Annotated in this window: 18 protein-coding genes and 1 tRNA gene; 8 read left to right on the top strand and 11 right to left on the bottom strand. The window is 65.1% G+C overall.

Annotated features, from left to right (window positions below):
- Positions 1 to 100: 100 nt before the first annotated feature.
- From RU01_RS02205 to RU01_RS02215, 3 genes are read right to left on the bottom strand one after another with little or no spacing between them, the layout of a single operon-like run.
- Positions 101 to 2,233: an Rv1355c family protein gene (locus RU01_RS02205; RefSeq protein ID WP_042572849.1), complete on the bottom strand. Its 2,133-nt coding sequence runs from the start codon at positions 2,231 to 2,233 to the stop codon at positions 101 to 103.
- Positions 2,230 to 2,982 carry a hypothetical protein gene (locus tag RU01_RS02210; protein WP_042572850.1) on the bottom strand — a complete coding sequence of 251 codons (753 nt, stop codon included), beginning with the start codon at positions 2,980 to 2,982 and terminating at the stop codon, positions 2,230 to 2,232. Before RU01_RS02210 ends, RU01_RS02205 begins: the two co-directional genes overlap by 4 nt.
- 32 nt (positions 2,983 to 3,014) lie before the next feature.
- Positions 3,015 to 3,446, bottom strand: coding sequence for a PAS domain-containing protein (locus tag RU01_RS02215; RefSeq protein WP_197074656.1), 432 nt, complete (start codon positions 3,444 to 3,446; stop codon positions 3,015 to 3,017).
- A gap of 243 nt (positions 3,447 to 3,689) precedes the next feature.
- Between RU01_RS02215 and RU01_RS02220 the strand changes: the two genes are divergently transcribed.
- Positions 3,690 to 5,540, top strand: a complete 1,851-nt coding sequence (locus tag RU01_RS02220) for a putative bifunctional diguanylate cyclase/phosphodiesterase (protein ID WP_042572852.1) — start codon at positions 3,690 to 3,692, stop codon at positions 5,538 to 5,540.
- Here RU01_RS02220 and RU01_RS02225 read toward each other — a convergent pair.
- Positions 5,453 to 7,714 carry a molybdopterin-dependent oxidoreductase gene (locus tag RU01_RS02225; protein ID WP_082042820.1) on the bottom strand — a complete coding sequence of 754 codons (2,262 nt, stop codon included), beginning with the start codon at positions 7,712 to 7,714 and terminating at the stop codon, positions 5,453 to 5,455. The genes RU01_RS02220 and RU01_RS02225 overlap by 88 nt on opposite strands.
- 146 nt (positions 7,715 to 7,860) lie before the next feature.
- Here RU01_RS02225 and RU01_RS02230 point away from each other — a divergent pair, with 146 nt between their 5' ends.
- Entirely contained in the window at positions 7,861 to 8,622 is a 762-nt protein-coding gene (locus RU01_RS02230; protein ID WP_042572902.1) for a serine hydrolase domain-containing protein, read from the top strand.
- Positions 8,623 to 8,797: 175 nt separating this feature from the next.
- Positions 8,798 to 9,301, top strand: a complete 504-nt coding sequence (locus tag RU01_RS02235) for a DUF3145 domain-containing protein (protein ID WP_042572853.1) — start codon at positions 8,798 to 8,800, stop codon at positions 9,299 to 9,301.
- A 16-nt stretch (positions 9,302 to 9,317) separates the two neighbouring features.
- On the opposite strand, the gene RU01_RS02240 is transcribed toward RU01_RS02235, so the two are convergent.
- The 6 genes from RU01_RS02240 to aceE all read right to left on the bottom strand — a co-directional run bounded on the left by RU01_RS02240 (position 9,318) and on the right by aceE (position 17,939).
- Positions 9,318 to 10,751, bottom strand: a complete 1,434-nt coding sequence (locus RU01_RS02240) for an acyl-CoA carboxylase subunit beta (RefSeq protein ID WP_042572854.1) — start codon at positions 10,749 to 10,751, stop codon at positions 9,318 to 9,320.
- Between the two features lie 105 nt (positions 10,752 to 10,856).
- Complete coding sequence (locus tag RU01_RS02245) at positions 10,857 to 12,107, bottom strand: KasA/KasB family beta-ketoacyl-ACP synthase (protein WP_042572903.1); 1,251 nt, start codon at positions 12,105 to 12,107, stop codon at positions 10,857 to 10,859.
- Between the two features lie 8 nt (positions 12,108 to 12,115).
- Positions 12,116 to 12,427 (bottom strand): meromycolate extension acyl carrier protein AcpM, encoded by a 312-nt coding sequence (gene acpM, locus RU01_RS02250; protein ID WP_042572855.1) that lies wholly within the window; start codon positions 12,425 to 12,427, stop codon positions 12,116 to 12,118.
- Between the two features lie 201 nt (positions 12,428 to 12,628).
- Positions 12,629 to 13,546 (bottom strand): ACP S-malonyltransferase, encoded by a 918-nt coding sequence (locus RU01_RS02255; protein ID WP_042572856.1) that lies wholly within the window; start codon positions 13,544 to 13,546, stop codon positions 12,629 to 12,631.
- A 128-nt stretch (positions 13,547 to 13,674) separates the two neighbouring features.
- Positions 13,675 to 15,039: a PucR family transcriptional regulator gene (locus RU01_RS02260; protein ID WP_082042821.1), complete on the bottom strand. Its 1,365-nt coding sequence runs from the start codon at positions 15,037 to 15,039 to the stop codon at positions 13,675 to 13,677.
- Positions 15,040 to 15,074: 35 nt separating this feature from the next.
- Positions 15,075 to 17,939, bottom strand: coding sequence for a pyruvate dehydrogenase (acetyl-transferring), homodimeric type (gene aceE / locus RU01_RS02265; RefSeq protein ID WP_082042830.1), 2,865 nt, complete (start codon positions 17,937 to 17,939; stop codon positions 15,075 to 15,077).
- Positions 17,940 to 18,231: 292 nt separating this feature from the next.
- Here aceE and RU01_RS02270 point away from each other — a divergent pair, with 292 nt between their 5' ends.
- From RU01_RS02270 to RU01_RS02295, 5 genes are all read left to right on the top strand, one after another.
- Positions 18,232 to 18,654 carry a DUF3052 domain-containing protein gene (locus tag RU01_RS02270; RefSeq protein ID WP_042572906.1) on the top strand — a complete coding sequence of 141 codons (423 nt, stop codon included), beginning with the start codon at positions 18,232 to 18,234 and terminating at the stop codon, positions 18,652 to 18,654.
- Positions 18,654 to 19,118 carry a peroxiredoxin gene (locus RU01_RS02275; protein WP_042572857.1) on the top strand — a complete coding sequence of 155 codons (465 nt, stop codon included), beginning with the start codon at positions 18,654 to 18,656 and terminating at the stop codon, positions 19,116 to 19,118. The genes RU01_RS02270 and RU01_RS02275 overlap by 1 nt, the downstream gene beginning before the upstream one ends.
- 31 nt (positions 19,119 to 19,149) lie before the next feature.
- Positions 19,150 to 19,221: transfer RNA gene (locus RU01_RS02280), tRNA-Val, on the top strand.
- 880 nt (positions 19,222 to 20,101) lie between these two features.
- On the top strand, positions 20,102 to 21,172 hold the full coding sequence (locus RU01_RS02290; RefSeq protein WP_197074657.1) for a hypothetical protein: 1,071 nt from the start codon (positions 20,102 to 20,104) through the stop codon (positions 21,170 to 21,172).
- Between the two features lie 819 nt (positions 21,173 to 21,991).
- Positions 21,992 to 22,213 carry a hypothetical protein gene (locus tag RU01_RS02295; RefSeq protein WP_197074658.1) on the top strand — a complete coding sequence of 74 codons (222 nt, stop codon included), beginning with the start codon at positions 21,992 to 21,994 and terminating at the stop codon, positions 22,211 to 22,213.
- Positions 22,214 to 22,453: 240 nt separating this feature from the next.
- Here RU01_RS02295 and RU01_RS02300 read toward each other — a convergent pair whose 3' ends face one another.
- The gene (locus tag RU01_RS02300; protein ID WP_042572859.1) at positions 22,454 to 22,675 is read right to left on the bottom strand and encodes a hypothetical protein; all 222 of its coding nucleotides are present in this window, start codon (positions 22,673 to 22,675) and stop codon (positions 22,454 to 22,456) included.
- Positions 22,676 to 23,190 lie beyond the last annotated feature (515 nt).

Below are 23,190 nucleotides of genomic sequence, written 5' to 3' on the forward strand. Positions count from 1 at the left end.
TACGTCGAGGCTCGAGCGGCGCTCCAACGTCGATTCTCCTCGCGAGAGTGTCGAGCGCGGAGGTGCGCTCGTGATGCCGACTGTACCTGGGGGACAGCCGTCATCGGGTTCGACGTCGACTTCGAATCGCCGGAGTTGTGCAGTGCGACAGGCGCAATACCAGGGCGATCGGTTCGTTCACCTCGGCTCCGATGATGTCGACGAACTGCGATCGAAGTGCTGCAAGGTCTTTCGCGTATCTTCCCGACAAGCCCGAGAAGTCCTCGGTGGAACGGGCGAAGAGGAACACCGGCGAGACCGGATGCACTGCGAGGCCCAGCATCTCGGCCTCGATCCACACGCGTTCGACGGCGCTGCCGGCGGTGACGTGCTCCTGTGCGCTCGGACCGGACGCCATCACGACGGCGACCGCCGACGTCGTGGCCATCCGATCACGGGTGTCGTCTCCCAATGCGGTACCGCCGTCCCAGTCGGCAAGCAGGCCCATCACGTCGGAGCGGCGAGCGACGTCGAGTTTCACGAGGTCGGTGGCGTCCAGCGCGAGTGTTCCGACGTCGATACCGGTGTCGGGATCATCGTCACCGGGCCATCTCAGCTCGGACATCATCTCGGTGTGCAGGGCTTCGGTGAGATAGCGCAGTCTGTCGGACTCGGCCAGCACGGCTCCCAGGTCGGCTAGCGCTCGGCGATCGGTGACGACAATCGCGCGGGCGCCTTCCTGCCGGGCCGCCGCCGTGAGAGCGTCGATCGAGCTCTGCGGCACGGGGGACGGGCGTCCCGCGTGCCGGTTGGTCGACCGCGCCATCATCGCCTCGTACAGTCCGGCGAGTTCGACGTCGGCAGGTGATCCCGACGTGTCCGTAAGGGCCGGACCCACCTCGACATCTGCGGAGATCGTCGCATCGTCCCGAGCTCGGAGGTCGACCGCAGCTGCTCTCCCGAGGTGCGCGGCGGCGACTCGAGCATTGAACAGCGCTGCGCCCAGGGCGACCTGGCTGCCGCGCCAAGAGACGTCGAGCCCGGTGGTGCGGCTCGGGTCGAGAGCGACGGTCAGCCGATCGGTCGTCGTCGACATCGTCCACGGCTGGACGTTGCCACCCGACGGTGCGCGCCGAGCTGCTTCCGCGATCACCTCGACCGTATCGACGGGGCGCTGCGACGGTGCCACGTCGGCCGGATCGACGGTCGAATCCGCGACGAGGGGCGGTGACGACAGGTCGTCGAGAAACGCATCGACGTCGATACGCGTCCGCCCCGACGCCACGGGGCGACCGAGGGCGATCCGACGCACCACCGACGCGACCGTCGCGCCGCCGAGAGCCACGTCGCTCCCGAGTTGCGGCCACGTCGAGATGGTTCTCTCCACTTCCACCATCGACGCGGCGAAGCGTGCCGACACGTCCGACGCACCGAGAATCGACATGACATGCGGGACCTTGTCGCGGGTACTCAGGCCGGCCAGGTCCGTCGACTCGAGCGTGCCCAGTGCGCCGTGGAACAGCGGACGATCCGGCTCGAGGTCGAACCGTTCGACGTCGAGCAGGCCGCGATCGCTGGTCTCCATGATGACGGGTATCCGGTGTCGTCGAGCCGCCTCGCGCAGAAGGACTTTCATGTCCAGCGAGTCGCATTCCTCGACGACGATGTCGAGTCCGTCGAGGAAGTCGTCGACGGTGTCGGGTGTGATGCCGTCGTCGTACACGCGGACGGCCAGATACGGGTCGAGTTCGGCGATACGCCGCGCGACGACATGTGTCTTGCTCTCGCCGAGTTCGAGGATCGAGGAGGGGATCCGGTTCAGGTTGGACAGCTCGAGGTCGTCGAAGTCCGCGATGCGGAGCTCGCCGCAGAGACCTTCCAGTGCCAACGTGTGGGCGACGGCGTGGCCGACGCTGAGTCCGACGACTCCGATGCGGATGTCGCCGAGTCGATCCTGCTCGGCCGCGGTGATCTTGTTGCGGTTGCGATCGAGTCGCAGCCGCCGGAACCCCTTCGGCCCGACGACGTGGACGAGGGTCCGCCGCCAGGGATAGTGGATCCACCGCGCGGTTTCGTCCGTGATGTCGCTGGCGGGCAGGGGGACCAGCTCCGCCAGCCCGCGCCGCTGCGCCTCCACGGTATCGAGAACCACCGTGTCGCCGTCCGTCCGCAGCGAGTCGATGCGCCGGCGGTCGTCGTCGTCTGTCGGGTCGAGAACGACGGCGCCGTGGTGCCCGAGCAGTGATCCGGTCATGAGATTGCTCCTGATGGGGCGAGGTGTGGCCGCTCGGACACGGCTCTGGTGCGAACGAGTTGTCGCGAGGCATTGTCCATGCGCCGAACATGGTCGGGCGCAGCGACATCTCGGAAGGACCGGGTGTCCCACCAGAGCGCCCGCGTCCGATATCTGTCGTCCGGGTACGACGCGGGCTCGACATCGAGGGCGACGACGGCACCGGCGTCCTGCCACATCGAGAGGACATGGTCGGCGGCGGTCACCAGGGCGTACCGGGCGTCGAGGAGCAGGCAGCCCAACGGTCCTGCGTACCCGATCATGTCGGCGAGCTTGCTCGTCCGAGGGGCGGCTCCGTCGACCCACCCGGTCTTGAGCTCGACGACTCCCTCGCTCAGGCGGTCGTTCACCATGCGCCGCAGACGTGTTCGGCCGTCGGGATGGGAGCGCCATTCGCTGTCCGCATGAGTCTGTCGCGCATCGCTGTAGGGCCCCTGCAGGCGGGCGCCGGCCAACATGCGTCCCGCCGGATCGATGGCGCAGAAGAACAAGCTGGTGGTCGACCCGTCACGGATGACGTCGTAGTCCAACGCGGAGAACACGTCGTGGTGGACGTAGCTGCGGTGGGCGCCGTCGAGGAAGCGCTCCCACAGATCGGGCCGGTCCGACGGGTCGGTGGCGACGATCGTGCACCCGAACGCCGAGTCTGTGTAGTAACCCCGATCGGACGGCCTGGTTCCGACCGTCGACACGGTCGGCATCGCCGACATGTCGCCTCCGTTCCGTGCGGTGTGGATGACGCTCAGGCGACCGACGCGACGGGAACGACCGGAGTGGACTCGACCATCAGGTAACGGCGCCGCCCGACGAGCACGCGCGTCAGCAGAAGATCGACCTCGACGGCCGAGTGGTCCTTGCGCATCAGTCGCACTCGCGCTCGCGACATGCCGTCCGGCGAATGCGTCGCCCGGCCGGTGGCCGCGGCCAACTCGGGCGCATCGTGGGGGTGGAGGATGCCTGCCGACGGCAGGGAGGCCAGCTCGGCGGCGTCGTAACCGAGGAGCCCGCTGCACGCGGCGTTGAACAGCGCGAGAGCGCCTGTCTCGTCGTGAATGGTCGTGGCGAGAGACGACCGGACCACGCGGTAGTACAACGTGGACAGGTCGGGAACGGGAGCAGTGCTGTGCGCGCGTCGAGCTGGTTCGGATGACTGGCCGGCAACTGGGTCCCGCATGGCATGCATTCTGGCACAACAACTTACGATCCTGCCAGACTCGTGTTGCGGTGAAACAGGGCCGGAGCCGGTTTTCCTGTGGTATCTCATGAGTTGCAGGTCATAGTGTTTGCGAGTCAGATGGTATGCATGTGATGCACCGGCAGTGCTCGAGCTGCGGTGTCCGCGGGGGCGGAGACGGTGTGTGGGGTGACAAGGGTTGTGCGGGGGCACGTCGGGGTCCGAAGAATTTCAGGAGATGTCATGGAGGCACATCACGGCTCCGCAGGCGTGCGACGGCCGTTGAACACACTTGTGTCCGATCTGGCGACGCGCCTTCTCGGTGCCGATGCGGCGACCGTCGCAGACGCGTACCGGCTGCTGCTGTGCGACCTGGTGAACGTCTTCGACATGGACACGTGCTTCCTGCGACACAACGACGCCGCGGCGGATGCGACGGTCATGGTCGCCGAATGGCCCCCGCGCTCGTTCGTGCCGGATCCCGACCCGCTGGGCGTCGTGAGGTTCGCCGACGCGGACCCGGTCTTCGCCGTGACTCGGACGCAGACGCAGGTGCAGATCTACCGGCCGAGCGACCAGCCCGAGGACTACCGCGAACGGATCGAGGAAGGATCCGGCGTCCCGGCCACCACCGTCGTCACCGTTCCTCTCCTCGGCGCCGGGAAAACCCTCGGCGTCCTCGGCTTCGTCTGCTTCGAGGACAGGGAGTGGACTCCCGACGAGCTCGCGGCCGTGACGGCCGTGGGAGCGATGCTCGCGCAGGTGCAACGTCGGGTCGCGGCCGAGAACGAGCTGCGCAACACCGCCATGTACGACGAGTTGACGGGACTCCTGAACCGGCACGGCCTCGGTGAGCATCTCGCCGAACTCGTCGATGCCGGTTCCACGGTCGGGATCCTGTTCGTCGACATCGACCGACTGGCCGCCCTGAACGACTTCCTCGGGCACAGGATGGGTGATCAGTTCCTGCGCACCGTGGCACAGAGGCTTCGCGCGCGCCTGCCCGACAACGACGTCGTCGCCAGGCTCGGTGGGGACGAGTTCGTCGTCGTCCTCGGCGGAACTCCGTCCGCCGACGTCGTCGCGGCGCGCGCGGAGGCGGTCCGGGCGTTGGTCGCGGAGCCGATGGTGATCGGCGACGACAGGGTCACCCGGACGGCCAGCATCGGGGTATCCGTCGGAACGGGAGATCCCTCCGAACTGCTCCGCCAGGCGGATCAAGCAGCGCTGCAGGTCAAGTCGGCCGGTGGAAACGCGGTGGTCCTCTACTCGGACGCGATCGCGGCGAGCAACGATCTGCGCAACGACATCGAGCTGACTCTGGGATGGGCCATCGCTCACGACAAGCTGATCCTGCACTTCCAACCCGAAGTCGATCTGCGCACGGGCACGGTCGTCGCCGTCGAGGCGCTGGTGCGGTGGCCGCACCCCACCCGCGGGCTGTTGGGCCCCGACGTCTTCGTCCCCATTGCCGACGCGTCGAACCTTGCCGCGGACCTCGGACGCTGGGTGATCGACGCGGCGTGCCGGGCCTACGTCGGATGGCGCGAGAAGACCGGCCGCGCCGATCTCGTTCTGCGCATCAACATTTCACCGGTGCATCTGGCTGTCACCGGGTTCGCGCGGGGAGTCCAGCGAGTACTCGACCACTACGGCATCCCGGCGAGATTGGTCTGCCTGGAACTGTCGGAAGTAGCCGTCGTCGACTCCGTCGCCGGTTCCGGAGCGGCGCTGATGGCGTTGCGCGAGATCGGCGTTCTCACCGCCATCGACCATTTCGGCGTCGGATACTCCTCGCTCCTGCACCTCAAGCGCCTGCCGCTGGACGTCCTGAAGATCGACCGACATTTCACGGACGGCCTGGGTATCGAGGGCGACGACCGCGCGCTCGTCTCGGCCATGATCGGCCTCGCCACCTCGCTACGCCTCGACGTCGTCGCGAACGGAGTCGAGACCACGCGTGCGGCCCGGATGTTGGTCGCGTCGGGATGTCACCGCGCCCAGGGTCACGCCATCTGTCCACCTGTGGACGACGACGCGTTCACCGCGCTGCTCGTCGACGGGTCCCCGCTGATCGACTTGTCGGTGGAGTGAGCGGACCCCGCCGGCCGCAGTGTCACGGGCACTCCGTTGAGAATTGCGTTGCCGGCGACGTTCTCGACGCGTGCGGGGTCGGTGATGTCGTTGACACTCGGCCCGAGGACCGTTCGGGCGACGTCGAGTTGCACGCCGTCGCGGTCGTGGCCGAAACCGTGCGGAATGCTGACCACGCCCACCATCATCGAGTCGCTGGCCGTCACGTCGATGCGCACGGTACCGGCGGCCGAGGAGACGTCGACAGTGTCGCCGTCGGCGATTCCGAGTCGCGCGAGGTCGTCGGGATGAGCGAGCAGTCCGTGGCGCGGGCGACCCTTCACCAATCTCGGCGAATTGTGCATCCACGAGTTGTTGCTGCGGACGTGACGACGCCCGATCATCACCAGGTCATCGTCTGCTCGCGGTGCTGCGGTCACCGTCGCACGGAGACGGTCGATGTCCGTGGTGACCACGTCGTGCATCAGCGAGATCCGCTTGGTACGCGTGAGAAGTTTGCCGGGGAGTCCGGGACGCAACGGCCCCAGATCCTGACCGTGCGGGTGCTTCCGGAGGGAGCGCATCGTGACGTGGCCACGCGCTGCCAGGAGAAGCAGTTCGATGGTGCGCCCGGGGGACAGCCGCGTCCGGACCTCGCGGACGACGGACGCTCGACCGAGGCGTCCCGCCGTACGGTCGCGCAGACTGCGGCGGCGCACCGCCGAGTACCGCAGTGTCAGGTCCCGGAAGATCTCCCAGTCATGCATCGCCCCGGCAGGTTTCGGCAGCACAGCAGGATTGAACTTCGCGATGTTCCGCACCGCGAACGACGAGAAGATCAGGTCGTAGTGGTCGCGTTCGAGGGCTGTGGTGGACGGCAGGATGATGTCCGCGTGGCGCGAGGTCTCGTTGATGTAGATGTCGAACGACACCATGAAATCCAGTTCGCGGAACGCGGCGTCGAGTCGGGGGCCACCGGGCATGGACAGCACCGGGTTACCCGAGGCGACCACCATCGCGCGCACGCGGCCGGGACCGTCGACCGTCATCTCGTCCACCAACGTGGACGCCGGTAGTTCTCCGCTGAACTCGGGAAGGTCGCGGACCCGACTGCGCCACTTGTCGAAGTGTCCGCGGCCGGTGATCTTGTTCGCGATGAGGTCGACCGCAGGATCGGTGAACAGGACGCCACCGACACGATCGAGGTTGCCCGTGACGATGTTCAGGACGTGCACCGCCCACTGACAGACGGTGCCGTGCTGCTGGGTGGACACTCCCATGCGTCCGTACACCGCTGCCGAGTCGGCGGACGCCAGATCCCGTGCGAGAGAACGGATGACATCGGCGTCGATGCCGGTGCCGGGCGCTACCGCCTCGGGCGTGAACGCCGCCACCGCCTCCGTCACGGCGTCCAGTCCGTCGACATACGCGGCAGGCGTCGCGGACCCGTCGGTGACGATGACGTTGATCAGGGCGAGCAACAGATAGGCGTCGGTGCCCGGCCGAATGAACAGATGCGTGTCCGCCACGTCCGCGGTCTCGGTGCGACGAGGATCGATTACGACCATCCGGCCCCCGCGGGCGCGCAGCTCCTTCACCCGTTTGCCGAAGTCGGGCACCGTCATCATCGACCCGTTGGACGCCATCGGATTGGCGCCCAGGACGAGGAAGAACTGCGTGTTGTCGATGTCGGCGATCGGCTGTCGGAGCTGGTGACCGTAGAACAGCATGTTGGTCAGCTGGTGGGGGAGTTGGTCGAGCGACGTCGCGGAGTACCGGTTGCGAGTACGCAGCATCGACAGGAACGGGATGCCGTGTGTCATCGCACCGAGACTGTGCACGTTGGGATTACCGGCGTAGACCCCGACGGCGTCGGCACCGTGTTCCTCGCGGATGGCGGCGAGTCGACGCGCCACGATGTCGATCGCGTCCTTCCACTCCAACTCCCGCCACCCGGACTCGGTGCGTTGCAGAGGCCGACGAACCCGGTCGGGATCCTGGTGGATGTCCACCAGAGCTGTCGCCTTGGGGCAGATGTGGCCGCGCGACAACGGGTCCTTCTTGTCACCGCGGATGGACTGGACACCCTCGTCGGTCACCGTGAATTCGAGGCCGCACATGGCTTCGCACAGAGTGCAGGTGCCGTGGGTGATGCGCGTGGTTCCTGCAGTGTCCGTATCGCTCGCGCTGGTCATTCTCCCCACGCTAGTCGCGCACGGCCGGAACCGAACCGAATCTGTGACGAGTGTGAATTACAGTCGGGGACGTGGTTACCGAGAACGTCTCCGAGTCTCTGTCCGCGCTCGACGAGTGGCCGGTGGCGGTGGTGTCGGCGGCCGTGATGGTGGATACGGGTACCGAACGACATGTCGTCGCACGGCACGGAGATCGGGACCGCGTGCAGGAACTCGCATCGGTGACCAAACTGCTCGTCGCGTTCGCAGCTCTGGTGGCGGTGGAGGAGGGTGCGATCGAGCTGACCGACTCTGCCGGCCCGGACGGAGCGACCGTCGAACACCTTCTCGCTCACGCATCCGGGGTGGGTTTCGACGACCGCACACCGTCGACGGCGCCCGGAACCAAGCGCATCTACTCCAGCGCGGGCTTCGAAATCCTCGCCGAGTACGTGGGGGAGCGCACCGGCATCGAGTTCCCGGACTACCTGGAGGCAGCGGTCCTGGAACCTCTCGGCATGTCCTCGACCGAGTTGCACGGATCCGCGGGCCACGGCGCCCGGTCGAGTCTGCGCGACCTCGAGGCGTTCGCGGCCGAACTGCTGTCCCCGACACTGATCGCACCCGAGACGCTCGCCGACGCGACGACCGTCCACTTCGACGGTCTCGCGGGAATCCTGCCGGGCTACGGACCTCAGCGGCCGAACGACTGGGGGTTGGGCTTCGAGATCCGCGATCACAAATCGCCGCACTGGACGGGCAGCCGCAACTCGGCGCGCACGTTCGGCCATTTCGGTCAGGCGGGGACGTTCCTGTGGGTCGATCCGGAGGTGCGGGCGTCGTGCATCGTGCTGGCCGACAAACCGTTCGGAGCGTGGGCGAAGCCGGTGTGGACAGCGCTGGGGGACGTGGTGGTCGACTCCCTGTGACCTCCGCGGCCCCGGTCGTGCCGGAAATGTCGCACGACACGCCGCCGAAGCACATTCGACACACCGATCGACTGGTGTAACAGGGGTAACTCGAGGCACACTGGTAGGCAGCCGTACACCAGTCGATTCGTCAGGCCGTTGGGGAAGACGTCCCTCGTCGAAGCTGGAGGCAACGGTGAACGCACTGAATCAATTCGCGGACGCGACAACGGGTGTCGTCTACATTCACTCGTCGCCGGCCGCGCTGTGCCCGCATGTCGAATGGGCGCTGTCCGATGCGCTCGACTGCCGAGCGAATCTGAAGTGGACCGCGCAGCCCGCATTCGACGGTCAACTGCGGGCAACCACCAACTGGACCGGTCCCGTGGGCACCGGTGCCCGGTTGGCCAGCGTGCTGCGCTCGTGGCAGATGCTGCGCTTCGAGGTGACCGAGGACCCCAGTGAAGGGGTCGACGGCGAGCGCTTCGCGCACGTCCCCGGTCTCGGACTGTGGCACGGCGCGACCAGCGCCAACGGTGACGTGATGGTGGGCGAGCAGCGCCTGAAGTCGATCCTGGAGCAGAGCCGCGGCGACGTGTACGCGCAGCTCGATCACGTACTCGGGACCGCCTGGGACGACGAACTCGAACAGTTCCGACTCGGTGGAGTCGGCGGAGAGGTCACCTGGCTCGCGAGCTAGATGGACCCTCCGCCACTCAGAGCGGGATGTTCTTGTGGCGTCCACGACGCGCGGGAGCGTCTGCCAGCGCGCGGGTCAGAGTGCTGCGCGTGGCGGACGGGTCGATGATCGCGTCGACGACACCGATGCCGACTGCGCGTTCGACACCACCGGCAATGGCCTCGTGCTCGGCAGTCAAGCGGTCGTGCAGCGCCTCACGCTCGTGATCCGGCGCGGCGGCGAGAGCCTTCTTGTGGAGGATGCCCACGGCCGCCTTGGCGCCCATGACGGCGACCTCGGACTCGGGCCAGGCGAACACCGCGGTGGCGCCGAGCGCCCGTGAATTCATCGCGATGTAGGCGCCGCCGTAGATCTTCCGCGTCACCAGGGTCACGCGGGGCACGGTGGCTTCGGCGAACGCGTGCAGCAATTTCGCGCCGCGTCGGACGACGCCCTCCCACTCCATGCTGACGCCCGGGAGGTAGCCGGGTACGTCGACGACGACGACGAGCGGAATGCCGAACGCGTCGCAGAGCCGGACGAACCGAGCCGCCTTCTCCGCGGACTCCGAGTTCAGGCAGCCACCGAGGCGGATCGGGTTGTTGGCGATTACGCCGACCGTGCGACCGCCGAGCCGGCCCATGCCGGTGACGATGCTGCGAGCCCACCCGCCCTGGAACTCCTCGAACGACGATTCGCCCTCGACGTTGTCCAGCAGTTCGTGGATGACGGGATGGACGTCGTAGGCCCGACGGTTCGAGGCGGGAAGCAGCGCCTTCAGGTCGGTGTCGCCGTGCTGCGCGGCGGCGAGATCGAACTCTCCCTGCTCGCTGAACATCGACACCAGCCGACGTCCGCGGGCCAGTGCGTCGAGTTCGTCGTCGGCGACGATGTGGCAGACACCGGACTTGCGGTAATGCGTGGCCGGGCCGCCGAGCGACTCCATGTCGACCTGTTCGCCGGTGACACTGCGCACCACGTCGGGACCCGTGACGAACACGCGGCCTTCGGGCGCCATGATGACGACGTCGGTCAGTGCGGGGCCGTAGGCGGCGCCGCCGGCAGCGAAACCGAGGACCACGGAGATCTGCGGAACGGTGCCGGACGCACGGACCATCGCTTCGAAGACGAGACCCACGGCGTGCAGTGCCTCCACACCTTCCGCGAGACGCGCGCCGCCCGAGTGCCAGATGCCCACGATGGGCGCCTCGATCTCGAGTGCGGCGTCGATCGCCGAGACGATGTGCTTGCAGCCGTCGACTCCCATGGCGCCGCCCATGACGGTGGCATCGGAGCAGTAGGCGATGGTGCGGACTCCGTCGATCTCACCGGACGCGGCCAGCACACCGGACTTGTCACGGTCGTGCAGCGGGGTGGTGGTACCGGAGTCGAAAAGTTTCTCGAGCCTGCCGAGTGGGTCGCGCGGATCGCGCGAGGACGTGGAGCGGGTGTTCGGAGCGAGGACGGTCATCGAATTTCCCCTTCTGCTGCCGCTCCCGGCAGGGGAGTGGTGGTGCGAACGGAGATCCGGCGGCGAGGCCGCCGGATCTCCGCTGTGACGCGGTGTGGTGCCCGGTCAGTGACGACCGAAGGCGAGCGCAACGTTGTGCCCACCGAAACCGAACGAGTTGTTCAGTGCGTACTCGATCTCGCCGCGACGGGCTTCGCCCTTGACGACATCGAGGTCGATCTCCGGATCCTGGTTGTCCAGGTTCAGCGTGGGCGGAACGATCCCGTCCCGGATGCTGAGCACTGTCAGGATCGACTCGAGGGCGCCGACAGCGCCGATCGAGTGCCCGAGGGCCGACTTCGGTGCGTACACCGAGGCGTGGTTGCCCACCGCAGCGTTGATCGCGGTGGCCTCGGCCGTGTCCCCGATCGGCGTCGCGGTCGCGTGGGCATTCACGTGAGTGATGTCCTGAGCGGTGAGTCCGGCCGTCTCGATCGCGCGACGCATCGCACGAGCTGCACCGGAGCCCGACGGGTCGGGAGCCACGAGGTGGTACCCGTCCGAGGTGATTCCGGCGCCGAGGAGACGAGCGTGGATCGTCGCTCCGCGTGCCAGTGCATGTTCTTCCGACTCGATGACCATGAGTGCACCCGACTCGCCGAAGACGAAGCCGTCGCGGTCCTTATCGAACGGCCGCGAGGCCGCCGTCGGATCGTCGTTACGTGTGCTCATGGCGCGCATCATCGAGAACGCCGCGATCGGAACCGCGTCGATATGTCCCTCGACTCCACCCGTGACCATGATGTCCGCGTCGCCCATGACGATCATCCGCCATGCGTGAGCGATCGCTTCCGATCCCGACGAGCATGCAGACACCGGTGTGATGACACCGGCGCGAGCACCCAGGTCGAGCCCGACCACAGCCGACGGTCCGTTCGGCATGATCATCTGTACGGAGAGGGGAGAAACCTTGCGGTATCCGCCTTCACGCATCTTCTTGTCGGCTTCGAGCAGTGCATCTCCGCCGCCCAGGCCGGTGCCGATGGACACGCCGAGACGCTCCGAGTCGACCTCGGGGCTACCGGCGTTCTTCCACACCTCCTTGCCCAGGACGTACGCCATCTGCTCGACGTAACTCATACGACGCTGCTCGACTCGCGACAGAAGAGTCGACGGGTTGACGGCCAGATGGCCGCCGATTCGAACCGGAAGATCGAACTCGGTGATGAAGTCATCCTCGAGTACGTCGATACCGCTCTCTCCGTTCAGCAGTCCCTTCCACGTTGCATCGACGTCACCGGCGATGGAGGTCGTGACCGCCATGCTGGTCACGACGACGTTGCGGAAGCCCCCATTGGCTGTGCTGGGCGTGGTCACGGTCGTGCTCACTCGCCTGCGGAGTCGCTCTGGTTGTCGAGCTTCGCCTTGATGGCCTCGGCGGCTTCAGGGTTCTCCGACTCGAGCTTCTGGATGTAGTTCACTGCGTCACCGACGGTGCGGAGGCTGGCGAGATCCTCGTCGGGGATCTTGACGCCGTACTTGTCCTCGGTCTGAACGGCGATCTCGACCATGGAGAGGGAGTCGATGTCCAGGTCGTCGACGAACGACTTCTCGAGGGTCACCTCGGACGGCTCGATGCCGGTGACCTCTTCGATGATCTCGGCGAGTCCGGCGATGAGTTCTTCCTGCGTGGCCACGGAGTGGCTCCCTTCGTGTAAGAAACGGTGCACCCGGCGCCGATGGGGGCGCCGGTGTCGTATTCGAGTGCTGACTCGACGAACGCATGTCCGGCGAGCTCGGGCCGGTTACGAACCGGCCCAGTCCACCGCCCGTGAGGCGGTGGACAGTGCGCAGCCGCGAGCCCCGCCGTAGTGGGGCCCGAGGTTGCGCGCAGTAACCTAACCGACCGATACCGGGGCGGTGAGGCCGGAGACGTCCTCCGGAGTCTTGAGGGCCGTGGTCGGTGTGCCGCGCATCTCGCGCTTGGCAATCCCGACCAACGTGCCGGCAGGCGGCAGCTCGACGATCGAGGTCACCTCGGACGTACGCATCGTGGCGGTGCACAGATCCCACCGCACGGGGCGGGTGACCTGAGCGACCATCTTCTCGAGTGCGTCGGCTCCCGACGTGACTTCCCGGCCGTCCGAGTTGGACAGCAGGCGCCGCTTCGGATCCTTCGGAGTGATCGACGCAGCGGCCTCGACGACGGCGTCCTGTGCCGACGCCATGAAGCGCGTGTGGAACGCGCCGGCGACGGGCAGCGCGCGAACCCGTGCCTTCTCGGGCGGGTTCGCTGCGAGCTCGGCGAGGTCGGTCAGCAGTCCGGCGGCGACGATCTGGCCGGCCGCGTTGCGGTTGGCCGCTTCGAGGCCGAGTTCGGTGAGACGCTCGAGGACGGCATCCTCGTCGCCACCGAGGACGGCGGACATACCGGTCGGAGCCAGTGCGCAGGCCTTGGCCATCGCGGCGCCGCGGATCGCGGCGAGCGCGACCGCCTGGTCGGCCGTGATGACTCCTGCCACCGCGGCGGCCGCGAGCTCGCCCACGGAGTGACCCGCGACGACGAGGTTCTCGGGGAGACCGTGCGTGCGCTCGATCTCCTCGAAGGCGAGGAGAGCGGCAGCCACGACGAGGGGCTGGGTCACAGCGGTGTCGGTGATCTCCTCCGCCGTGGCGGTGGTTCCGAGCCGCGTCAGGTCCAGGCCCGACGCCTGGGACCAGAGGGCGAGACGATCCGCGGCGCCGGGAAGGGCGAGCCACGGTACGAGCATGCCGGGTGTCTGAGAGCCCTGTCCGGGCGAAAGTACTGCGATCACGGAACTAAGAAAACACTGTGAAGGCCTCCTGAGTAGATGTCCTACGCGATGAACCTTCGGCACCGTATTTGTCAGAACCCTACAAACGCCCTGCAGGATGCCTCTGATCGCTCCGGGCGCAAGAACCGTTACTGTATGAGGTTCCCAAATGTTCCGGCTGTGACTGTTGTTATCGGTGATGGACTTTCGTTATGGGATTGCGACAGGCGACCCACTGTTGCCGCGATACGGAGGACGTACGCGTCCCGCGCATTGGTGGGGTCCCGACCGGTCACCTCGGCAATCCTCTTGAGCCGATATCGCACAGTATTTGGATGAACAAACAGTGACCTAGCACACGTCTCGACGGCGCCGCCGCAGTCCAGATAGGCATCGAGAGTGTCCGACAGAGCCGAACCCGCTGCCGACAGCGGCTGCACGATGTGGTCGTTGAGCGATGTCACCGCGGCAGAATCCCCGAGCAGCGCTCGTTCGGGCAGCAGTTCGCCCGCGTGCACCGGCCGCGGCGCTCCGCGCCATCCGACGACCGCGTGCATCCCGGCGAACGCTTCGAGGGCACTGGTGTGCGCCGCGCCGAGCGTTCGGGTCGTCGGTCCGATCACGACCGGGGCATCGGAGAAGTTACGCATCAGATCGTCGAGGAACGCCGTGCTCGACAGATCGCCGGACAGGTGGCCGCTGACGACCATGACCAACCGGGTTCCCTGGACGACCGCCAACGCTGCCCGATTGTGTCGCTGCGCCACGGTGTGGACGGTGCCGACCACCGAGACGCCCTGGTCGGGAGGTGGTGAACCGACCAGGACCGTCGCGGGTGCTGTCGCGTCCCAGTTCAGGGTGGCGGCTCGCGACAACATGTCCGAGCCGGTGTCGCCGCGCACCACGGCGTCGACGACCAATGCCTCGAGCCGGGTGTCCCAGGCGCCGCGCGATTCGGCAGCACTGGCGTAGACGGACGCCGCGGCGAATCCCAACTCGCGGCCGTAGCGGAGCACGGCCTCCGTCAACGCGACGAGCTGCTGGTCGTTGCGAGCCAGGGCCGGGAGCCACTGCTCGAAGAACTCCATGGCCACACGGACCATGTCGACGGTCTGACGCAACGTGAGCCGGCGAGCCAGATCCTGCGGGATGACCTGGAACGCGTCGAGACTGAAACGGATGTCGCTGTCGGGATTCTGCAACCACTCGAGGAAGTTGACCACCGCGGTCTGCACCAGCATCTGCACGCTCGCGCGTTGCGACGCATCGAGGTCGCTCACGAACGGCAGTTGATCCTGCATCTGCGTGAGTGCCTCGGTGGAGAGCCTGCTCGAGAACTGCTTGACCCGACGCAGCAACGCGTCGGGAAGCGGGACTCGTTGTTGGCGCGCCCGGATCGCGCTTCCGGGGCGGTGCGCCTCAGCAGCGGCACGTCGGAGCTCGCGCCGCTCCCGAACCCGCTCCGATTCCCCCTCCGGAGAACCGTCGGGGGAATCGGGAGCGATGTCGTTCATGGACAAGAACCTACGCGCCGCCGCTGGTGGAACCGTCAGGCAACGCCCGGGTCGGCCGTCGAGATCGGCGCCGCGAGGACATCGTCGATCTGGTAGCGCTCGGCTGCCTCGACCGCCTTGTCCTTGTCGACCTCGCCGGACCGGCCGAGCGCGGACAGCACGGCGACGACGATGGACTCGGCGTCGACGTTGAAGTGGCGACGGGCGGCCGTGCGGGTGTCGGAGAAGCCGAACCCGTCGGTGCCCAGCGTGGTGTAGCTGCCGGGGACCCACTGGCGGATCTGATCCGGCACGGCCCGCATCCAGTCGGACGCAGCCACGAACGGGCCCTCGGCGTCCTGGAGCTTGGTGGTCACGTACGGAACGCGCGGCTCGTCGCCCGGGTTGCGCAGTGCCTCCGTCTCGGCGGCGACACCGTCACGGCGCAGTTCGCCCCAGCTGGTTACCGACCAGACGTCGGCGGACACGCCGTAGTCCTTCGCGAGGAGCTCCTGAGCGCGAAGTCCGGACGGCATGCCGACGCCGGAGACCAGGATCTGCGCCTTGGGGCCGTCGGCCGTGCCCTCCTGGAACAGGTAGATGCCCTTCAGCAAACCTTCGACATCGAGGTTCTCCGGCTCGGCCGGCTGACGGTAGGGCTCGTTGTAGAGGGTGATGTAGTAGAAGATGTTCTCTCCACCGAACCCGTCGACACCCTCGGTTCCGCCGTACATGCGGCGGAGTCCGTCCTTGATGATGTGGGCGATCTCGAAGGAGAACGCCGGGTCGTAGGCGACGGCAGCCGGGTTGGTGGCGGCGAGCAGCAACGAGTGTCCGTCGGCGTGCTGCAGGCCCTCGCCGGTGAGGGTGGTGCGGCCGGCGGTGGCGCCGAGCACGAAGCCGCGGGCCATCTGGTCGGCAGCGGCCCACAGACCGTCACCGGTCCGCTGGAAGCCGAACATCGAGTAGAAGATGTACAGCGGGATCATCGGCTCACCGTGCGTCGCGTACGACGTACCGACCGCGGTGAAGGACGATGTGGAGCCGGCCTCATTGATGCCCTCGTGCAGGATCTGACCGGTGACGTTCTCCTTGTAGGCGAGCATCAACTCCGAGTCGACCGACGTGTAGAGCTGGCCGTTGCGGTTGTAGATCTTCAGCGACGGGAACCACGAGTCCATACCGAACGTGCGTGCCTCGTCGGGAATGATCGGCACGACGCGGTGCCCGATCTCCTTGTCGCGGAGCAGTTCCTTCATGACACGGACGAGCGCCATCGTCGTGGCGACTTCCTGCTTGCCGGAACCCTTCATGATCGACTTGTAGGTCGAGTCGGGCGGCATGGGAAGCGGCTTGGCCGCGGTCCGGCGCTCGGGGACGAAGCCGCCCAGCGCTTTACGACGATCGAGCATGTACTGGATCTCGGGGGAGTCCTCGCCCGGGTGGTAGTACGGGGGCAGGTACGGATCCTTCTCGAGCTCCTCGTCGGAGATCGGGATGTGCTGGATGTCGCGGAACGCCTTGAGGTCGTCGAGGGTCAGCTTCTTCATCTGGTGGGTCGCGTTGCGGCCCTCGAAGTGCTTGCCCAGCGTGTAGCCCTTGATGGTGTGCGCCAGGATCACCGTCGGCTGACCCTTGTGCTCCATCGCCGCGGCGTACGCGGCGTGGACCTTGCGGTAGTCGTGGCCACCGCGCTTGAGGTTCCAGATCTCGCTGTCGCTGAGGTCCTTCACCAACTCCTTGGTGCGGGGGTCGCGACCGAAGAAGTTGTCGCGGACGTAGCTGCCGTCGTTGGCCTTGTAGGTCTGGAAGTCGCCGTCGGGCGTCGTGTTCATGAGGTTCACCAGCGCGCCGTCACGGTCCTTGTGCAGGAGCGTGTCCCACTCGCGGCCCCAGACGACCTTGATGACGTTCCAGCCGGCACCGCGGAAGAACGACTCCAGTTCCTGGATGATCTTGCCGTTGCCGCGAACCGGGCCGTCGAGGCGCTGGAGGTTGCAGTTGACGACGAACGTCAGATTGTCGAGGCCTTCGGTGGCCGCCACGTGCGCGAGACCGCGCGACTCCGGCTCGTCCATCTCGCCGTCGCCGAGGAACGCCCACACGTGCTGGTCGGAGGTGTCCTTGATGCCGCGATCGTCGAGGTAGTGGTTGAAGCGTGCCTGGTAGATGGCGTTCATCGGGCCGAGGCCCATCGACACCGTCGGGAACTCCCAGAAGTCCTGCATCAGACGCGGGTGCGGATACGACGGGAGGCCGCCGCCCTGATCCGCGTGGCTGTACTCCTGGCGGAACCCGTCCATCCGCTCGGCGGGGATGCGGCCCTCGAGGAAGGCGCGGGCGTAGATGCCGGGGGAGGCGTGGCCCTGGATGAAGATGTGGTCGCCGCCGCCGGGGTGGTCCTTGCCGCGGAAGAAGTGGTTGAAGCCCACCTCGTAGAGAGCGGCGGACGAGGCGTACGTCGAGATGTGGCCGCCGACGCCGACGCCGGGGCGCTGCGCACGGTGGACCATGATCGCGGCGTTCCAGCGGATCCATGCGCGGTAACGACGCTCCATCGACTCGTCGCCGGGGAACCAGGGCTCGTTCTCGGTGGGGATGGTGTTGACGTAATCGGTGGAGGTCAGCGCGGGAATGGACACGCGCTTCTCGCCGGCACGCTCGAGCATGCGCAGCATCAGATAGCGCGCGCGCTGCGGTCCGGATCGCTCGAGGAGCTGGTCGAACGATTCCAGCCACTCGTCGGTCTCGTCACTGTCGATATCCGGGAGGTAGGACGCCACCCCCTCTCGGATGACGCGAACGCGGCCGTCCGTGCTCGCCTTCCGTGCGACAGCGCCTGCCGCGGCATCTGCCGCGTCGGTGCGCTCTTCCTTCGTCGATTCCGACAACGTGTGTTCTCCTCGATGTGGCGAGGGCATGGTGTGCCCCCGGGCCAGTGCGAGTCGGTCCTGTGACGCCGACCCGCTGTGGTGCTTCACGGTGATCTGGGTCAATCTCGGGTGATCGCTGTCAATCCTGCCCCATCGGACCCTGCTTGGTGCAGGTGGTTCCCGATTGGGTACACGTGAAATCAATGCAACAGAAAATCGAGCAGATCGCCGCGTCGGCTTGCGCCGGGGCGCCCGACCATGTTCGCTTTGTCTACTGCACACTTGGCACTACCGCCCGATCGGTCTCGACCGGGTTTTCTACTTGAAGGAGGACACGACCGTGGTCGCCGCGGCGGACGCCCAGAACTACGCCCAGAAGCTCGGAGTCACCCACGACATGGTCGTGCAAGAGTTGGGTTGGGACGAAGACACCGACGACGACTTGCGGGCCGACGTCGAGGAGATGATCGGCGGGGAAACCGTCGACGAGGATTCCGACGAGGTCGTCGATGTCGTGCTGCTGTGGTGGCGCGACGGGGACGGAGACCTCGTGGATGCGCTGATGGATGCCATCACCCCGCTCTCCGACGACGGATTCGTGTGGGTCCTCACTCCCAAGACAGGCCAGTCGGGCCACGTCGAACCCAGCGAGATCGCCGAATCCGCACCCACCGCAGGCCTCACCCAGACATCGACGACGAACCTCGGTGCATGGATCGGCAGCCGGCTGGTGCAGCCCAAGGCACAGCCGACGAAGCGCTGATGGCTGCCGAGGTGGGGGCGCCGGCCCCCGACTTCACACTGAAGGATCAGAACAACCAGCCCGTCACGTTGTCGGACTACCGCGGCTCGAAGAACGTCCTCGTGATCTTCTTCCCGCTCGCGTTCACCGGCACGTGCCAGGGCGAGTTGTGCCGTGTGCGCGACGAACTGCCCAAGTTCGAGAACGACGACACCGCGGTCATCGCGGTGTCGGTCGGTCCGCCGCCCACACACAAGATCTGGTCCGCCGAACAGGGATACACCTTCCCGCTGCTGTCCGACTTCTGGCCGCACGGGGAAGTCGCCCGGCAATACGGCGTGTTCAACGAGGACCTGGGCTTCGCCAACCGCGGAACCTTCCTCGTCGACACCGACGGCATCGTCCGGTTCGCCGAGATGATGGGGCCCGGGGAGGCCCGTGACCAGGGCGCTTGGGAGAACGCGCTGGCCGCGCTAGATTCTTGAGCGCGTTCCCCGGTCCTGCCGGGGAGCACAGGGGCGTATAGCTCAGCGGTAGAGCTCTGGTTTTACACACCAGCGGTCGGGGGTTCGAACCCCTCTGCGCCCACGCTGGTCAAAGGGGTTATGGCCCCGATCTGGCCTCATAGACACCGGATTCTTATCACGTTTTGTCACAAGCGCTCCGTAACTCGCCGCCACCACCACCAATGCGTACGGCTGGTTGTGCCAGTACCGAGCCATCATGGATGCTGCCGTCGCGTGTCATTACCAGGTAGAAACCGTCGGAATGGGTACGCCATCGAGGATCATCAGCGTGGCGCACGTATGCCGTTCGTCGAGCAGGTTGATGACTGGCACGCCAGCTCGTCCGTACGCGGCCTTCCATCGATCCGTCAGTTAGTCGGGTTACACAGGCACTCCCAGCTCGTTGACGAACAAGTATCCGCTGTAACGAAATTTGTCACCGGCCCGTGACATCTTCTGGCGCTGCACAGCACGAGCGTGAATGAGCGACGTGTATACCTGGTCGGGGATCGGGAGATCTTGCTTCGATCGATCCGTCTTCGGCTCACCCGTTTCGACCTCGCCGTCGACGATGGTGCGCGCGTCCGAACGATGCGGATGGTGTGAGCTTCCATGTCGATGTGCTCCCATCCGAGGCCGGAGGTTCAGCATTCCACTCAAGCGGTCCCTCGAGCGTCTCGACCCAGATACTCGCCCAACCCTCAACAGGTCCGGAGTCTTCTGTAGTACTCGCAAACAAGGCGACTGCCTCGATGAGCGAACGTGCTCTGTCATCTGGTGCCTGGTTCATCGCCACGCCCAGGTCATCGAACAGCTCCGCGATAACAGCGCCGGTCGTGACGAAGGAGTGCAGTGCTCGTGCGGCTGGGGAGTCCCACCGTGCTGCGATCGCTCGTGCAGTCCCTGCGTCAACCGTCGTCTCATTGTAGTCGGCTCGCTCCACCTGGAAGGAGATGCTGTCGTTGTCTGACCAGCGGTCAGGTGGTTATGTTGTCATTCACTCATATCATTTCATTAGCTTTGCGTACTACCAGAGAAACCTACGATGGTCAAAACGAGAACGGGAGGTTTTGTTGTTTCACAGTCACACTCAGCCGTGGGGGACAGGCAACGCACAAGCCTGGATCGACGAAAAGTACGGACCGGGCTATGAACCGGTGCCTTACGGGACCACTTTCGCGAGCTTTGACTACGGCGAGTTCGCGATCATGCACCGAATAGTTGCGCGTCGGCTCGACCCGTATACGGGGAAGTACACGTTGAAGTCCCTGCCGCTGCATGATGCTGTGCTGCCGGAAGACCTCCTCTTCCCAATCCCCCTGCGGGAAGAAGCAAGTAACCTTGACGCCTTCAGCTATCACTGGCAGCAGTTGACTTACGCGTTCAAGCTCCCAAGCCCCGCAGGCTTCCCGAAGCTGGCGTTGTCTGATGAAGAGCGCGAACTCTTAGAGCAGTACGTCACTTACTGCCGTCGGCTCGCAAAGTACTCTGTTTTCAATGACAAGCTGGGCTCGCTTTCCATGACAACCCAAAACGAAGAGACGTCTGTATCCGCCGTCTTGCCTAGTGAAGAAGCGTTCACGGCAGCCTCTGCGACTTTTAGGCTGATCAACAACGAAAGTGACGAGGCTTCGTTTGACAAAGCGTTCAAGATCCTGAACAAGAAACTGCAGAATGAGACCAGCTCACGTGCGAAGCGGGGTCAGGTTGTACTTGACGGTTGGAAAATTGCCCGTAAAGAGATAAGCAAGCAGATGTTGGAAACTTATATATCTAGGAAGTTGGTGGCTCACAAAGAAGTCGACGAACGTCGACCCTTAACGTTCGCGAACGTAAACCCGAGCAATCTGATCCTGGATTTCAACTACGGGGACACACTTCACTGGGGCAAGAGAAGAGATGCGCTTGCCGAGCTGACGGCGGACGGTCAGATGGAACAGTTCTACAAGCACTGTGTCCTCAGCTCGATGCTGAGTCTGGGTCACTTGTACTTCGGTTTCACGGTTGCGGTGGAGTCCGCTCTAGGCGTCTAAAGGTAACCAGCGGATTCACCCCGGCACGACGGGAGGTCGGATGCCGGGGTGGACACGCTGGACTAGTACCAGCGGACGTGTGTATGAACCAGAACGCGCCGGCCGCAGCGAGGGCGATGGTCACGCCACAGATGAAGAGGTAGAACATCACGTCAGCGAGGAAGTCGACGATGATCAGTCGCTTCTTTCGCCGGGGTACGGACATCATGATTCGACCTCGAATGTGTCAATAAGCTCGACGTCGTAACCAGCGGCTTGCAGCGCTAAATTGGCTACTCGGGTGACCACCATTCCTAGTGCTGCTAGACGAGCCTAATTCGTGTGAACCATCTTTCCTATGCCAGGTGCAGTCGTTTTCTCGGTACCATTCCGAGTCTTTGGCAGCCACGGACTGATTTCATAGTTCAAATGCCAATGCTTTTGATCTTCCATAGTTTCTCCTTTATAGTGTTACTAAATATGCCACGTCGTCACTATCACCTTGATGATGTCCTGGCCTACGCTGAGGGCCGGCAAGACTGCGTGTGAGATCGTGGAGTTTCGCGGGTTGCCTGTGGGGAGCGAGCGCCGCATAAGGCGATCAACAGATCTCGGCCCTCTGCCTAAACGCCCACCGGCCCGTGCAGACAAGATGCGTGGCCGCGTCATTGCGTGGATGGTCGCCAACGGGCTAAACGACAAGGTCTGCAGTGTGTTGCCTGAAGATGTCGCTCTTCTAGATGCACATCCGTGAACCGAAGCAGGACGACGACTTACGATCGTTGATCTTCGTCTGTCGCCCTTGCAAGCGGCCTGGTGATGTCTAGGTACGATGCCCGCATGCTAGGTCAAGCGATCATGTGGTTCGTGGCTCCGATTCTGGGGTTCCTCTATATCTGGAACGTCGTCGGACTCGTGATCATGCGTAGGGATCGCTCGTGGCCGGTCAAGCTTGCGAAGCGCAACTGGCGTGGTCCGCTGATCCTGGTTGTGACACTGGGGGTCGCCGCGGCATCAGTCTCACGAGGCATCCAGCTTTTCATCGCATTCTCATCCAGCTGATTCCGTCTTAGGACTCGATCGCGCCCTTCTTCGATGGTCGTTTACTCAACCGGCCACCGACCGCTCCTGCGACAAGCGCTCGCTGTCGTCCAGTCATACCGTCCGGCCCTACCTTCGCAAATGCGAACTTGCCTGTCTTCCCAGCTCGACCTCCAAGAGCGCCGATGCGTTTATAAAAGTCTGGGCCGTGCTTGGCTCTATTTTTCTCAGCGGCCTTAGCTCCGCCGGCGGCAGGCCCGCTCACGACTTGAACCTCCGAGTTACACGGTCAACAAACGTTGGGTTGTCCGTGCGCTGTCGAGCCTTAGCTGCTGCGCGTTCCTCAGCCTCCTGTTGCTCCGACACGCACTCCTTAAGCTCGGCGTTCTCCCGTCGCACGTCAGCGATCTCGCGGTGCAAGAACTCAAGTGCTTCGTTGTTCCTCGCGATGTACTTGTCGAACCTCTGCTTCTGCCCGACCACGATACTAATGATGCATCTAGCGGGTTGGGCGTTTGGTCTGTCCTACGCCCTGCTGCTTCCGTACATCCTTCGTCACAGTGACGTTGTGAGTCGTAGGTCGCTGCGCTGGGTGCATTGCTCGTTCTGCCGACTCCTGCCGCTTCCGATACAGCCGTCTGCTCTCAAACCTGTCCCAGCTACCGGCCCGTCGGATGTTGCCGACAGTTGATACAGACACGCCCACGCGCTCTGCAATTGACTCGACGCTTCCGTTCCGCTTTTCGAGGTGTCTCTGCACCTCGTCGAACCGCTGTCTAATTATTGGTCTCCTCGCCAAAAGTCTTTCTGGTGCTGAGCACCGCTTTGTTTACTACCCGCACGCATCTTCTTCTTCGATGACGATGAGCGTTTCTGCCTCCATCTTCTGATCCTTCACCTCGGATGAGTCACTGGGAACGAACATCAGGCTGTCTCCACTGGGGGAGCGATACCGTCGTCTACCCACTCAGGGGGAGGTTGTAGGTCCGGGCTTTGAT

It is taken from the genome of Rhodococcus sp. MEB064 (genome assembly GCF_000834565.1).
In the GTDB taxonomy this organism is placed as follows: Bacteria; Actinomycetota; Actinomycetes; order Mycobacteriales; family Mycobacteriaceae; genus Rhodococcoides.